11 protein-coding genes are annotated in these 14,876 nt (G+C 39.8%); 4 read left to right on the top strand and 7 right to left on the bottom strand.

Translation table 11 applies throughout. The annotated features are described in order from the left end of the window. Positions 1–8: 8 nt before the first annotated feature. Positions 9–2,183 carry a biosynthetic peptidoglycan transglycosylase gene (locus AACH28_RS17790; RefSeq protein WP_341831135.1) on the bottom strand — a complete coding sequence of 725 codons (2,175 nt, stop codon included), beginning with the start codon at positions 2,181–2,183 and terminating at the stop codon, positions 9–11. A gap of 513 nt (positions 2,184–2,696) precedes the next feature. On the opposite strand from AACH28_RS17790, the gene AACH28_RS17785 reads away from it, so the two are divergent. Next, positions 2,697–3,761, top strand: a complete 1,065-nt coding sequence (locus tag AACH28_RS17785) for an Mrp/NBP35 family ATP-binding protein (protein ID WP_046673637.1) — start codon at positions 2,697–2,699, stop codon at positions 3,759–3,761. An 80-nt stretch (positions 3,762–3,841) separates the two neighbouring features. Here the strand turns inward: AACH28_RS17785 and AACH28_RS17780 are convergent, their stop codons facing one another. The 5 genes from AACH28_RS17780 to AACH28_RS17760 all read right to left on the bottom strand — a co-directional run bounded on the left by AACH28_RS17780 (position 3,842) and on the right by AACH28_RS17760 (position 8,479). Continuing rightward, on the bottom strand, positions 3,842–4,609 hold the full coding sequence (locus AACH28_RS17780; RefSeq protein ID WP_070561278.1) for an exodeoxyribonuclease III: 768 nt from the start codon (positions 4,607–4,609) through the stop codon (positions 3,842–3,844). Positions 4,610–4,681: 72 nt separating this feature from the next. Further along, the gene (locus AACH28_RS17775; protein WP_046673635.1) at positions 4,682–5,440 is read right to left on the bottom strand and encodes a peptidylprolyl isomerase; all 759 of its coding nucleotides are present in this window, start codon (positions 5,438–5,440) and stop codon (positions 4,682–4,684) included. A 58-nt stretch (positions 5,441–5,498) separates the two neighbouring features. Beyond that, positions 5,499–5,846, bottom strand: a complete 348-nt coding sequence (locus tag AACH28_RS17770) for a hypothetical protein (protein ID WP_046673634.1) — start codon at positions 5,844–5,846, stop codon at positions 5,499–5,501. Between the two features lie 37 nt (positions 5,847–5,883). After that, positions 5,884–6,330 (bottom strand): low molecular weight protein-tyrosine-phosphatase, encoded by a 447-nt coding sequence (locus AACH28_RS17765; RefSeq protein WP_070561279.1) that lies wholly within the window; start codon positions 6,328–6,330, stop codon positions 5,884–5,886. A 595-nt stretch (positions 6,331–6,925) separates the two neighbouring features. After that, positions 6,926–8,479, bottom strand: a complete 1,554-nt coding sequence (locus AACH28_RS17760) for a Do family serine endopeptidase (protein ID WP_341831134.1) — start codon at positions 8,477–8,479, stop codon at positions 6,926–6,928. Between the two features lie 230 nt (positions 8,480–8,709). Here AACH28_RS17760 and dapF point away from each other — a divergent pair, with 230 nt between their 5' ends. Then, a complete protein-coding gene (gene dapF / locus AACH28_RS17755; protein ID WP_286752738.1) occupies positions 8,710–9,489 on the top strand; it encodes a diaminopimelate epimerase in 780 nt (259 codons plus the stop codon). Between the two features lie 253 nt (positions 9,490–9,742). Further along, positions 9,743–12,628, top strand: coding sequence for a DEAD/DEAH box helicase (locus AACH28_RS17750; protein ID WP_341831133.1), 2,886 nt, complete (start codon positions 9,743–9,745; stop codon positions 12,626–12,628). A gap of 9 nt (positions 12,629–12,637) precedes the next feature. Here the strand turns inward: AACH28_RS17750 and AACH28_RS17745 are convergent, their stop codons facing one another. Next, entirely contained in the window at positions 12,638–13,447 is an 810-nt protein-coding gene (locus tag AACH28_RS17745) for an AraC family transcriptional regulator (RefSeq protein WP_341831132.1), read from the bottom strand. Between the two features lie 373 nt (positions 13,448–13,820). Between AACH28_RS17745 and AACH28_RS17740 the strand changes: the two genes are divergently transcribed. After that, positions 13,821–14,870, top strand: coding sequence for an HlyD family secretion protein (locus AACH28_RS17740; RefSeq protein WP_341831131.1), 1,050 nt, complete (start codon positions 13,821–13,823; stop codon positions 14,868–14,870). Positions 14,871–14,876: the final 6 nt, after the last annotated feature.

The raw sequence follows: 14,876 nt of genomic DNA, 5'->3' as shown, positions 1-14,876 counted from the left end.
CACAGACACTATTTGTGTGCGTCGTTTTGTTTTTCTTCTTTTTTACGTCCCAATATCTTGTCAAATAGCGATCGTTTTGGTTTCTCTGGTTCAGTCGCCTCCTCATCTTTCTTTTCCGTTAGATCCATTTGTTTTAGCTTCTTTGGAACAGATACACTTTCAAGATTATCGGCAGGAGAGCTACTTTCGAGACGATCGAACAACAATGGATCATCTCCCATATCAAATACATCAACCGAATCTACCACAGCTGGTCGAGCTGCCCGCAGATGCGGTTGCAGAACAACTTCATAAAAACCATAATTTGAAGTTGTTGAATCCACACTAATCTGCCCTGTTTTGGTCATAATATGACCATAGGTATTAAAATAGCGCAACATATTCCCTTTCAGGTGTCCTGTCCAGTCAAAAAAGTTGAGTCCCTTTTTAGGCCGTGGAACAATGCTCGACAAAAATATACTTTCTCCAAGCCCTAATTGCGCTGGTGTTTTCCCAAAATAATAGCGTGCAGCTTCGGTAATACCATATACATTATTTCCCCATTCGATGACATTCAGGTAAACCTCGTACATGCGTTGTTTGCTGACTTGCTGTGAACGCTCCATCAGCCATACCAGCAAAATTTCTTCCAGCTTCCGCACAACGGTCTTATTCCGATTTAGAAAAACATTTTTTACCAGTTGCATAGATATCGTACTCGCCCCACGCTTAAACCCTTTTTCCTTGATATTTGTAGCAATGGAGAGCTTAAAAGCCTTCTCCTCAAAGCCCTTGTGTTTAAAGAAAAAGGGGTCTTCTGTATTGATCAAACTAATCTGCATATAACGGGATATTTGATCTAGCGGTGTAAAATTAGGGTTTTGAGGCCCCACCACAATCTCCCGCATCGGCTTACCATCTTCGTAAGCTGTATACGTGAAAGGCGTATTTAGCATCGCAATATCAGCCTCTCCCCATTTAACGACTTTTAAATCCCTATCATCCATTTTGGAAGAGAAAAGAAGCTTTTCGGGCTTTTTTATTTCGAGCGCAAAGTTTAGATCGTATTGAATATGCCCCTCCACCTGAATACCGTCTAAGCCAGGAAATAATCCAACTGGCATGGCATCAAAAAAGTGCTGAGCCTCTATCCTATCGGTATGAATGGCGAGGAAGAGTTCTTTTTCCGGCTTGTGCACATATTTGATATAAGGAGAAAACACGAAATCTTTGACCTGAACGGTACTTTCTTTGCTCACTTCAATCGATGATGCTCCAATATTCAATGCCCCCTGCATGATGGCCTCAGGAAAAATAACATCTTTACTAGAAATACGCCAGTGATTTACTTTCAGATTTTTAAATCCCCATTGCCCATGCAACTCCAGCAACTCCTTATTTCTTCGATGAGCCTTGTCCAATCGGAAGGATATTTCATCAAAACTTACCGCGAGACCAAATTTGCGCTGTAATAGTGGAAGATTTACCTCTTTTTTATCGGAAAAAAGACGAAGGTCACATTCTTGATTATCTGAATCAATCGTTCCGGTCAGATTCCAGGCCGCCTCATGGTCATTTAACAGAAACTTGGTTTCCATATCTCCGCCGTCTATCACAGCAGAAGGAATTACAATGCGTTGTGAAGTACTGTCGTCACGATAGGAAAGCTCAAGGTTCTTGAGATCGAGGTCATTTGGAATCTTAAAAAATACATTTTTCAACAATCGATCTGCCAAGGCCGCCAGATTCTGCTTTGGGTTATCATTTTCAATAGTATCCTTTTTCTGCTTCTTGAACAGGAAATCGTAGTTACTGATCGAATCCTTTTTAACAAGAGAAACCTTCCCATTATCTAAAAGAACTTGTCCTAACTTCACATCCCCAAATAACAAAGGCCACAATTTTACAGACACTGTCAAATCATTGATTTGAGCCAATTGATCTCTATTTTTGGGCAATAGCTGTATATTCTTAAACTGTACGGCATTAATCCCCTGGAAAGCATAATATTGAATCTTCAATTCCATATCATACTTTTCAAGCAACTTCGCTTTCGCTTTGTTGATTGCTCCCATGAGCATGGCATCTCTTTTCTGATAAGCATACGTGCCTACTGCGATCGCCAAAACCAAAATAGCAGCTAAAGCGATATAAAGCCATCGCCATTTGCGGGACTTAAAAGATGTTATAAATCGATTGGACATAATTATTACTTAATGCAAATTCGTGCATATCAACAGTCAAACTTAGATAAATTTGCTTTTATATGCAATTTAATTGCGTGGCATATATACGTAATTTATCGATCTCTCCTCTGCCTATTGAGGAATTTATTTATTGAGGAAATATACATGAAGTTTTTCTAAGCACACATAGACGGATAAAAATGATAAAAGCCATTCCGACCAATGGCATGACAACTTTCCAATAAGCTTATTTTCTAGCAGGAATTTACAACTTATTTTATAGGGATTTAAAACGGGTTTTATAGGGGTTCATCCGAATGAAGTCCGAATGAGATCCCTATCAGGTCCCTATTAGGTCCGTTTAAAGAATAGGAATACTCACTTCATGTTTTGAACCTGAACTATGGAAGATTAATGTCCCATCCCTTTTAGTGTAATACAGCTTTCTAAATCCCATTAAAAACAAAGAAATGACATGAAATTGATCTGCAATGAGTAGTTTTGTAATCCGTGATTACAAATGAATAACAGATGGTTACCAAAGAACAAGTATTAAATGCATTATCCTATGTTGAAGAGCCTGATTTGAAAAAGGATCTTGTAACATTGAATATGATTCAAAATATCGAAATCGAAGGCCAAAAAATTTCTTTCGATGTCATTTTAACTACGCCAGCTTGCCCGCTTAAAGACCATATTGAGCATGCTTGTCGAAACGCTATAGCCCATTTCATCGACAAGAATCTCGAAGTTCAGATCAATATGACTTCCAATGTGATTGGGAAGCAAGGCGCACAAGTGTCGGGTATTAAAAATATCATTTTGGTATCTTCAGGCAAAGGTGGAGTTGGTAAATCTACGGTTGCCGCCAATCTAGCTCTTGCTCTCCATGCTAAAGGTGCTAAAACAGGACTTTTAGATGCCGATATCTATGGACCATCGCTTCCGATTATGTTTGGATTGGAAGGCGCTAAGCCAGGTTCGGTAGAAATGCCAGACGGACAGGTTAAAATTGAACCGCTTGAAAAATTTGGGCTGAAATTACTTTCAATAGGATTTTTCACCGATCCAAACCAGCCTATTCCATGGCGTGGTCCAATGACCACTTCAGCAATCAAGCAGCTTTTTAACGATGCGCATTGGGGCGAACTGGATTACTTGGTCGTTGATATGCCTCCAGGCACTGGTGACATCCATATCACCGTATCGCAGACATTCCCTATTGCCGGAGCTGTGATTGTCACTACGCCGCAGCACGTTGCCCTGGCCGACGCCGTCAAAGGAATTGGAATGTTCTTAATGGATAGCATCAATATTCCATTATTGGGCGTCGTAGAAAATATGGCCTATTTTACCCCGGCTGAGCTGCCAGAGAATAAATACTATATTTTTGGTAAAGACGGTGGAAAACGTTTAGCAGAAGAATATAAAGTTCCTTTCCTTGGTGAAATCCCTTTATTAAAAGGCATTTCTGATGCTGGAGATAATGGTTTCCCAGTTGCCATAGATACCGAAGATCCTGTAACGAAATCATTTTTAACGATTGCAGAGAAAGTTGCCCAGCAACTTTCCATTATCCATAGCCAGGGGAAATAATTAGTTAATAATGTCCCTCGTGCTTCACAAAAAAAGGCTTTCATGCATATGAAAGCCTTTTTTTGTGAGATGCCATCTAATTAGACGGCAAGCTCCAACAATACCGGGCAATGATCGGAATGGACAGCATCTGGCATTATGCTGGACGATTTGATTTTCTCTGCCAGAGGTTTTGAAACCATATTATAATCAATACGCCAACCTAGGTTTTTCGCACGTGCTCCAGCACGGTAACTCCACCAACTGTAATGGTGCGGATCCGGATTTAAATGGCGAAAAGAGTCGATATAGCCCGAATTAATAAAATTCTCCATCCATTCGCGCTCCTCTGGAAGAAATCCCGAAGAATTTGCATTTGATTTTGGATTGTGAATATCAATAGCACGGTGACAAATATTATAATCACCACAAACGACCAAATTCGGTTTTTCGACCAAAAGCTTATCGCTATATAACTGAAAATCCGCCAGAAAACGGTATTTAAAATCCTGTCGCACGTCTCCTGTCGTACCTGATGGAAAATAAGTACTCATCACGGAAACCTGATCAAAATCAGCACGGATAATACGTCCTTCAAAATCATAATCTTCATGGCCGCAACCATACTCAATATGCTTAGGTGTGATACGCGTAAACAAGGCGACTCCGCTATAGCCTTTTTTTTGAGCGGGATACCAGTAATGCTCATAGCCCATCTGTTCCAACAAAGCAATTTCAGGAATTTGATCCGGTGTAGCTTTAATCTCCTGAAGACAGATGACATCTGCATTTACAGTTTTCAACCAGCCTAACCAATCTTTCTTCAAGGCTGCACGTAAACCATTCACATTATAGGTTACTATTTTCATTTTTTGAATATTGAGATGCTAAATAATAAGGGAAAAAGCTCTTCAACCCCTGATTTGCGAATCATAACGACATTAATAATCCTTGGAAGAGAACAGATCACCAATTTTAGAAAAGATACCCGTCTGAGGTTTTAGACCTTTTAGTTCTCGCTCCAGGTTTAACGCTTCTCGTCTTGTGAGCACGTGCATGCTCATTTTTTGGTCGACTTCTGGCCTATCGTGCTTATCGGTCTTCACAGCTGCAATCTGATCGATGACATCCACGCCTTTGACCAGCTCACCAAATACGGTATAATTCCAATCCAAATGCGGAGCTCCACCAATAGTCGTATACGCCTGACGTTGCACTTCCGAAAATTTCTTACCATTCATTCGTGTTTGCTCCAAACGATCGAGGTCTTCAGGGGTGAATACCTTTCCCTGAACGAGATAAAATTGAGAACCTGAAGAAGCCTTTGCGGGATTATTATCTCGAGCCGCTCCGATAGTACCTTTTTTATGGAATAAACCATCCTGAATCTCTGCAGGAATTGTATACCCTGGTCCTCCATTACCCAATTGAGCGCCGCCAACGGCATTTCTTGAATCAGGATCACCACCCTGAATCATAAAATTCTGGATGACACGATGGAACAAAGTCCCGTCGTAATATTTACTTTTTGCCAATTTGACAAAGTTATCCCGATGTTTAGGTGTCTCATTATACAACCGCAGCACACAGGTTCCCTTGTCAGTAACGATCTGTACATATTTAAACTCGGGTTTAGCCGCAAATGCCAAAACCTGCAGAAAGCAGAATACTGCTATTAAACTAGCCTTTAAAAATTTCATCTGTTAATAATTATATGCTCCCAATTAGAACTTCCAGTTTTTTCAATTGTGCTATCTTCTAGATAACGTTTAATTCCTCAAAATAATTTATGATCAAGGACTTCATAATCAGTTCTTGTTCCAAAAGCGTATAGTTAGGAATAGGTTTTACCAATTCCCAATGTGGCCACCCCTCTTCATCCAGACCTTTCAGATTATAAAATCCCATTGCACTGAAAAGACGACAGGTCGCAATGTGCATCAATTCTTCTTTTTCCCGTTTTGAGAACTTTTGAGCACCTTTACCCAATTCCTGAACACCAATGAGGAATAAACAGACTTTGATGTCCGGCTTTTCCATATCGAATAGTGAAGCAATTTCATCCTGTAGAATACTCCACTTCTTATTTACTTCTGCTGCCTTCATTTTTTTGTTTTAAACAAACTAAGATAAATAAATACACTTATGCCGTTAGATTCCCTCCTTTTGCAATAACCTCTGCACAGCGCTGATCAATCATCTGAAAAACTGGATCGAACAAATTATCGTCAAAATACGGATCGGGAACAACATCATCTCCTAAAAACAATTTCACTTTGTTCAGGTCTTCCTTATCAATCACCTGAGCGCATACATCTTCATAATTTTGTCTATCCATCACAAATATAAGATCATATTCGGCAAAAAAATGCGGCTTGAAATGTCGGGCCCGCTGACCGGAAATATCGACACCATACTTCTTTGCAATGGCTATCGCCCTACGGTCGGGTGCTTCACCAATGTGCCAGTCACCTGTACCCGCCGATTCAACGACCCAATTTAATTGATTATCCGCAACTTTTTGTTTTAATATACCATGTGCAAGGGGCGAACGACAGATATTGCCCAAACAAACCATTAAAATCTTCATCTCTATAATTTTAAAAAACTATCAAGCAATCGCGATACCGTTGACTGATCCAACTAAAGGACGCAAAGAACGCCTTTAGCCCATATAATCAGGCTCTCATTCTTGTCGATAGCAAAATATATAATAAATCATCAGGCCAGAAAGACGCAGCTTAACAAGTACTGGCGCTGTTCGGCTCTTCATTCCGCAAAATAGCTAAACTAAAATTATTAAGGAAACAACCAGCTTAAAATTGACCTACATGTTACCAAGTGACATAGCATTTCCACCAAATTTTCCTGATTTCGCATACAAAAACAGCGGAAAAACCCGCCTAAAAATCATTCTGACCAATAACTGAGTTCATTAAAGCCAATGAAATTAAACAATGCTTAGTAAACCAAGCATAGCGAGTTCATTACTCCCTTAATGAAAAAACGTGATCATAATACAAAGGATAAAACCTTCATGACTTCGCAGCCACCAACAGCAATGAAAGCAAACTGAAGGTTTTTTCTGGCCAATAAGATCAGACACTTTCAGAAAAAAAAGGTGGCCTAACCTTACGGTTAGAACCACCTAAACTATATTAATCAACCAATTCTTAATTCAACGCTTAATATTCTACTGGGAAGCTCAATTGAACAGCACCACCTTGAGGAGATACCCCTTTCAATCGCACAATATTACGTTGTGTTGCGCCAAGCGCAGTTTCAACATCGTCTACTGTATTTACAGCTTTTCCATTAACCTCAGTAATGACCAATCCACGCTCTACACCGAAGTAATCAAAGATGCCACCACGATTCACTTGGGTCACAACAACTCCAGAGTTGACACCCAGCTCTTTTTTCTTCTGAGCTGAAGCAGGAATAAAGCTTGCACCCAATTTATTGTAAATCTCCGTTGCACTTTTAGAAGCTTTACCGCCGGTATTTGCGGTCTTCAAGGATTCTTCCCCTTTCAATGTCATGGTTACTTGTTTTTCCTTACCATCACGTTTGTAGGTGACATTGACCTTATCTCCAGGACGCGCACGACCTATAGTTTCACTTAAGACAGGTGAACCTGTGATCACTTTTCCATTAATCTTGCTCAGGATATCTCCTTTTTTAACACCTGCAGCCTCTGCGGCACCACCAGCTACAACGTCTTGAACATACAAGCCATCAACATCTGTGAAACCTTTCTCTTTAGCAAGTTCAGGTGTTATTTCGGTATAGGTAACACCGATATAACCGCGTTTTACATTACCGTATTCGACAAAGTCATCGACAATCTTTTTCACCAAATTGACCGGAATCGCAAAACCATAACCCGCATATGTTCCTGTCGGAGAAGCGATAGCAGAGTTAATACCAATCAATTCTCCCGAAGCATTCGTCAACGCACCACCACTATTTCCTTTATTGATAACAGCATCTGTTTGAATAAAGGATTCTATCGCTGAACTCACCGGGATTTGATCCTGTCCACCACCAAATGGATTACCACGTTGTTGCTGACCTTCACTCAGAATACCGATCTGACGACCCTTTGCACTAATGATACCTGCGGTAACTGTAGATTGAAGCCCTAGCGGGTATCCAAAAGCCAACACCCATTCACCGACATTGACATTATCTGAGTTACCTAACTTGACCACAGGAAGCCCCTTGCCTGACACTTTCAACAAGGCTAAATCTGTATTCGGATCACGTCCGATCAATTTGGCTTCAAACGTACGTTTGTCTGTTAATACGACTTCAATTTTATCTGCATCTTCTACGACGTGGTTATTCGTTACAATATAACCATCATCCGAGATAATTACACCTGATCCGGATGCCTGCACAGGTTGCGCCTGCATTTGACGACGTCCACCACCTTGTGGCATGCCAAAAAACTCTTCAAACATATCCAACGGAGAACCTTGCGATTGCTGTGATCCTTTACGGCTATAGGTTGTCTTAATATGCACTACACCTGGCGACACTATTGCGGCAGCCTGGGTGAAATCAGGATTGCCTGTTGAAGACATAACTCCTGTAGGATTGTTTGCAAAATAAACTTTTTGTTTGTCTTCGAAAGACATACCATCCAACTTCTTATTCTCAATAAGCTTGTAACCACCTAATGCTACCGCTCCACCGAAAACAGCCGTTAATAGCGTTAAACCGACCTTATTCATAAACTTATTTCTATTTTAAAATGTCCTAATATATGCTGATAACTTTTGCTCCTAAAATTACCGATTTTATTCGGATATGTTCAAATGTAATACCATTTCAAGGCCTTCGGAAAATCCGACACGTTAAAAAATGTTAATTGCTAGACAAATGCAATCATTTTAACAAATCTTAACTTTTACCCGGTTTTTTGTAACAAAAAAACGTATTTTTGTTACTACAAATCAACGTAATGGCATCAAAAGTAAGATTTTCAAAATATCAGGGCGCAGGAAATGACTTCATTTTAGTAGACAACCGCGACAGTGCATTTGACCGCGCAGATGAAGCATTGGTGGAAAAACTCTGTAACCGTCGGTTTGGCATTGGTGCCGATGGCTTAATGCTGCTTCAAAACAAGGAAAATTACGATTTTGAGATGATTTATTATAATGCCGACGGCAGAGAAGGCAGCATGTGTGGTAACGGGGGCCGTTGTATCGTTGCTTTTGCACGCGACTTAGGCATCATTACTGACAAAACTGTCTTTTTGGCAGTAGACGGCATACACCATGCCTCGCTAGCAGCAGACCTTGTCAACCTGCAAATGATCGATGTACAAGATTATACACGTGATGGTGAAGCTTATGTATTACAAACGGGGTCTCCACATTATGTTGAGTTTGTAAAAAATCTGCAGGATAAAAATGTCTTCCAAGATGGCTACGCAATTCGCAACAATGCTACTTATGAAAAAGAAGGCATCAATGTAAATTTCATTGAAGCGGAAGGAGATGGTTATTTCCTCCGTACTTTTGAGCGCGGTGTTGAAGATGAAACCTATGCCTGCGGCACTGGAGCAACTGCAGCAGCGATGGCTGTTGCCCTGCAGCAAAATTTAGAAGGTGATATCACTATTCCTATTCGCGTATTAGGAGGGCAGCTTTATATTTCATTCCATAAGAAGGGCTCCCATTTCTCAGAGGTATTCTTAAAAGGTCCAGCACAATTTGTCTTTGAAGGAAACTATTAGATTTTTACTCCTATAGCGAGTCAAGCTAATTACAACTCAAATTTTCAACTCAGGTAAATCAAGCCGTGAAGGACGACCTGTTATCTTTGGCATTTAACGATACCTGTGAACAACTTCATAATGAAGGTTAGTACAGGATATTAACGAGGCTATCCCTTGGAATCGATTTTTAAAATTTCAACGTGCAAATTGCAATTAATGGTATATTTTATTGTATATTAGAAACCTTTATTTATAAGGTCCGCTATTTTTAATGCAACAGTCAAAGTCATTTCCAGTATATAAAATCGTTTATTCTATATGTGAGCATCCCTATCTTGGCTATCTTATTGAGCCACACATGGTCAAACTCAATCCCAACGGGACTTACTCACTACGTTATCAGCGTATATTTAGCAATACTGTCGATGCTTACGCCGCGGAATTGGATGAAGTAGATTACAAACTGATTCGATTGCTCGATGAAATCGAACAAACGCATCTCATCAAAAAATACTATAAAAAAGCAATTAGACCTGTCGATTTCTTTTCCAAAGTTTTCGATAAAAAGTTGTATGAACTTCTTCGGCCTAAAATAGATGAAAAAATGATCCAATTTTTTGAAGCTATTGGAGACAAACCACTTTTCATGATGAGCAAAGATGGTTATCCAGCAGATCAAGAAATTAAATTGGCAACCTCTGCGGCATCGATTCTATTTCATTTTCGACGAAACGAAGAAGAAACACGTTATTTCCCGACAATCAAATACGAAAATCAGCGTCTGGAGTTTATGTTCAAAAATGCCATTGTCTTGACCAATGTACAAGCATGGTTACTTTTAAACAATACCCTATATTATTTCGATCAGGCCCTTGAGGGCAAGAAGCTCAGCCCTTTCCTGAATAAACGTTACATTTCTATCGGTAGAAGCACTGAAAAAAAATATTTCGAAACCTTTGTATGTGGACTGATTGAACGTTATCATGTCTATGCCGAAGGATTTGAAATTCAGACCCACCAGCACCAAGCAATTCCACTCCTCCATTTGATTTATGTCGAGGATGGAGCCTCGCAATTACAACTGCAATTCAAGTACGGACCGCATACCTTTACCGCGGGAGCCGAGAATAAGGTTACTGTTCGTATGGAATATAATGCGCAAGATGATCAATATATATTCCACCGTGTCAAACGATCGTTGCAATGGGAAGAACAACAACATGAAAGCTTAAAAAAATTGGGACTACAGGATGTTGATCTCCAACTCGGCTTATTAACGCCAGCAAACCAAACTGGAAAACGGCTTTCAGTATTTGACTGGATGAACAACCATCAAGAACAACTGGAGGCTCTAGGATTCCACATTATACAAAATAGTGAAGAAAAACGCTTCTTCATAGGGCACACCTCCTTAGATATCTCCATTGATGAAGACAATGATTGGTTTGATATAAGTGCTATCGCAAAATTTGGGCCCTATGAGATCCCATTTATTCAGCTGCGCAACCATATCCTTAATAATATTAAGGAATTCACCTTACCAAATGGAGAAATTGCCATGATTCCGGCAGAATGGTTTGCAAAATACAACCATCTCTTCCAATTTTCTGCAGACCGACATGAGCTCAAACTAAATAAGGTACATATTGGTCTACTCTTTGAAATTAGTGAGCATACAAAACTGGTATTTACACGAAAACTACAGAATCTAGCCAACTTTGAAGAGATTGCTGATATTCCCGAACCAAAACATTTCAAGGGAAATCTTCGCCCATACCAAAAAGCAGGATACAATTGGTTTAATTTTTTGAAGCAGTATAAATTTGGCGGCTGTCTTGCAGATGATATGGGTTTAGGTAAAACCATACAGACTTTAGCGTTATTGCAACAGCAAAAAGAACAACTCCAAGACGAACAGGATGTCCGTACCTCACTTTTGGTCTTGCCAACATCATTGGTATACAACTGGCAGAAAGAAGCACAGCAATTTGCGCCACAGCTTAATATCCACCTTCATACCGGAAACAACCGCATCAAAGATGCTACTCTTTTCGCCAAATATGATTTGGTAATTACCACCTACGGAATTGCGCGTATTGACGAAGAAACCTTGAGTGGCTTTTATTTTAATTACATTATCCTCGATGAGAGCCAGAATATTAAAAACCCAACTTCCAAATCGTTTAAAGCCATCAAAAGCCTAAAAAGCAAAAACAAATTGGCTTTGAGTGGAACTCCTGTAGAAAATTCCGTTTCGGATCTTTGGGCACAGATGCACTTCACCAATCCAGGACTACTAGGCAGCTATACTTATTTTCAAAAGGAATTTGTACAGCCCATAGAAAAGAAAAAAGATGAAGAAAAAGCACAGCGTCTTCAAGCGATTGTCAAACCATTTATATTAAGACGTACAAAAGATCAGGTGGCAACAGAATTACCGCCAAAAACTGAACAGATCCTTTATTGTGAAATGACTGAAAAACAATCCGAGTTGTACGAAAAAGTCAAATCTGAATATCGCAATGCAATTCTTGACGGACAATTGGACAGCAAGCCTAAATCTACGCAAATTGCGTTGTTGCAAGGCCTGACAAAGCTCCGACAATTAGCCAATCATCCCAGAATGGTGGATGAGAAATTCTCGGGTGATTCCGGCAAGTTTGAAGCTGTCATTGAAACGCTTGAGATGGTCATGCGAAGAGGCAACAAAGTGCTGATTTTCTCCCAATTCGTAAAACAGCTCAATATTTTCCGTCAGTATTTCGATCATAAAGGAACAAATTATGCCTACCTGGATGGCGGCACAAAGAATCGGGATGAAGCCGTCAGCCAATTTCGTAAAAACAACGATACCAAGTTATTCCTTATATCGATAAAAGCAGGTGGGGTGGGACTCAATCTGATTGAAGCTGACTATGTTTTTATTCTGGATCCGTGGTGGAATCCAGCTGTGGAACAACAGGCTGTAGACCGTTCACACCGCATCGGTCAAACGCGCAACGTGTTTATCTATAAATTTATCAGTAAAGATACCGTCGAAGAAAAGATATTAGCTTTACAGAATAAAAAGAAGTCGATTGCACAAAGCCTGATCACGACAGAAGAAAGCTTCATCAAGTCACTATCACAGGAAGATTTGCAGGAACTTTTGGCCTAAATAAAAACATTACTGTTTATATTCATTAATCTTCGCCATATATATCGATGGACGGATACCCGTTACACGCGTAAAAATATTGCTAAAAGAAGACAGCTCATTGTACCCTACACGCATGGCTATTTCTAGAATGGAATAGCTATTCTCAGACATCAGTTCCAGGGCTTTCGCAATTCGTATGGCTCTTAAAAAACGGATATAACTAATCCCCATATCTTCTTTAAACAACCGTGACAACGAGCGGCTGCTCATACCAAAGCGCACAGCAACCTGTTCAATGGTAAATGCTTGATCAATATTGCTATTCAGATATCTCGCTACGCTCCTGAGTTTTTCACTTTTAGGATAAGGATGCTGCATCGGAAAAGCATCTATTGGTGAACTCGTATCCGGAATAATCGCCATCATCGCACGCAAGAGACAGTACTTTGAATAATCAGCCGTTTTGCTGATCCCTCCGCTCCAATCCTGAGCAAATAAAAACATTTCACGCACCAGATCATTGCTTAGAAATATATTTGGCGTTGAAAGTACGGACGGCATATGCTGCTTCTCCTTGAAATAAAAACTATATAGCTGAATACGAGAGCTTGTACTTTCCAGATGATAAGTTGTATTTGCCGGAATCCACATATAAAACCTTGCTGGCAAATACCAGTGCTTTGTTGTTGTAAACACATGAATAATACCACCGTCAGCATAGAGCAGCCGCGCCTTTTTATGTTTGTACTCACGAGAATCGATACGATCGACATACATATGGTCTACATAAAAATCATATTGGTCAGCATCAATAGCTACAAGTTTTTCCTCTTCCATAACTTAAAATTACACTTTTCCTACAACATGGCGCAAATGAACATATATCCGTCCGACTATACAAAACAAAACGTTTCTATTCCACAGTATCTTTGTACAGCCATATGCTCATGCTCTCAGAGGAAGTTTGCTCGTATTCCGGTTAATTCTGATTAAGTAACACAGAAAAATTGCTACTCCGAGTACATCATAAGCGGAACTGAATACTGGCACAACAGACTTTAATTAAATTTTTAAAAGTCTCCTACAACATCGGATCAAATAAAAAGGCTCAACTGTAAATTTAGATGATGCTAAAAGTACACAGTTCGCCTGTGTTGACACACTATAAACACATAAAGCAGACTATTAAAATTACGCAATCAAAATAACAATGAATAAAGAAGATAAAAAAGACAAAACAAAAGGATGTAATAAAATGCTCGTCATATTTGCCAGCCTATTATTATTGACCGGTATTGGCGTCTTAGTCAGACACCTTATTTTTACCAATCAATATGTAACAACAAATGACGCACAAATTGATCAATACTTGACACCTATTGCCAGTAGGGTCTCTGGTTTTATCAAGGAGGTACGATTTGAGGAAAACCAATATGTACATCGGGGCGATACCTTATTAATTATAGACGCCAGTGAGTATCAAACCAAGGTTGATATGGCGAATGCCGAACTCCAAAGTAGCCAGAGCAATGCTGAGGTAATCAGCAAAACAGCCAATGCAATAGCCAATAGCATTTCTGTTCAAAAGGCAAGATTAGAAGCGGCAAAAGTAAGTGTATGGCAGACCGAACAGGATTACAAGCGATTCAAGAATTTATTTGAAGCAGAGGCTGCGACCCAACAACAGTACGATAATGCCAAAGCAGCATATGATATAGCATTGGCACAACTGCACACCATAACCGAAGAATATAATTCAGCCCAACTAAACACCAACAAAGAAAAAGCAAGCGAACTACCGGCAAGAGCCAATATCAATATTAAAAAGGCCGCAAAAACAAATGCACAGCTTTTTCTTTCGTATACCGTAGTTACAGCACCTTATGATGGCTTTGTTGGAAAACGAACCATCCAAGCAGGTCAGTATGTAAAGGAAGGTCAGACACTTGCCAATGTCATTAGTGAAGAGAAATGGATCAACGCTAACTTTAGGGAAACTCAACTCGAAAATCTTGCAGAAGACACTATCGTTACTATACAGGTCGACGCTTTTCCCAAACTCAGTTTTAAAGGAAGAATCCACTCATTTTCTCCAGCATCAGGTTCCAAATTTGCCCTGATACCACAAGACAATGCAACCGGAAATTTCGTAAAGATTGAGCAACGGATTCCCATTAAAATTGTATTTGATCCAAAACAGGACCTCAAGAAATTACGCGCAGGTATGAATGTCGTTGTCCATGCCGCCCATCAATCCTAATCGCCC

Source organism: Sphingobacterium thalpophilum (assembly GCF_038396785.1).
GTDB lineage: Bacteria > Bacteroidota > Bacteroidia > Sphingobacteriales > Sphingobacteriaceae > Sphingobacterium > Sphingobacterium thalpophilum_A.
This window is presented reverse-complemented; position numbering and strand designations above follow the sequence as displayed.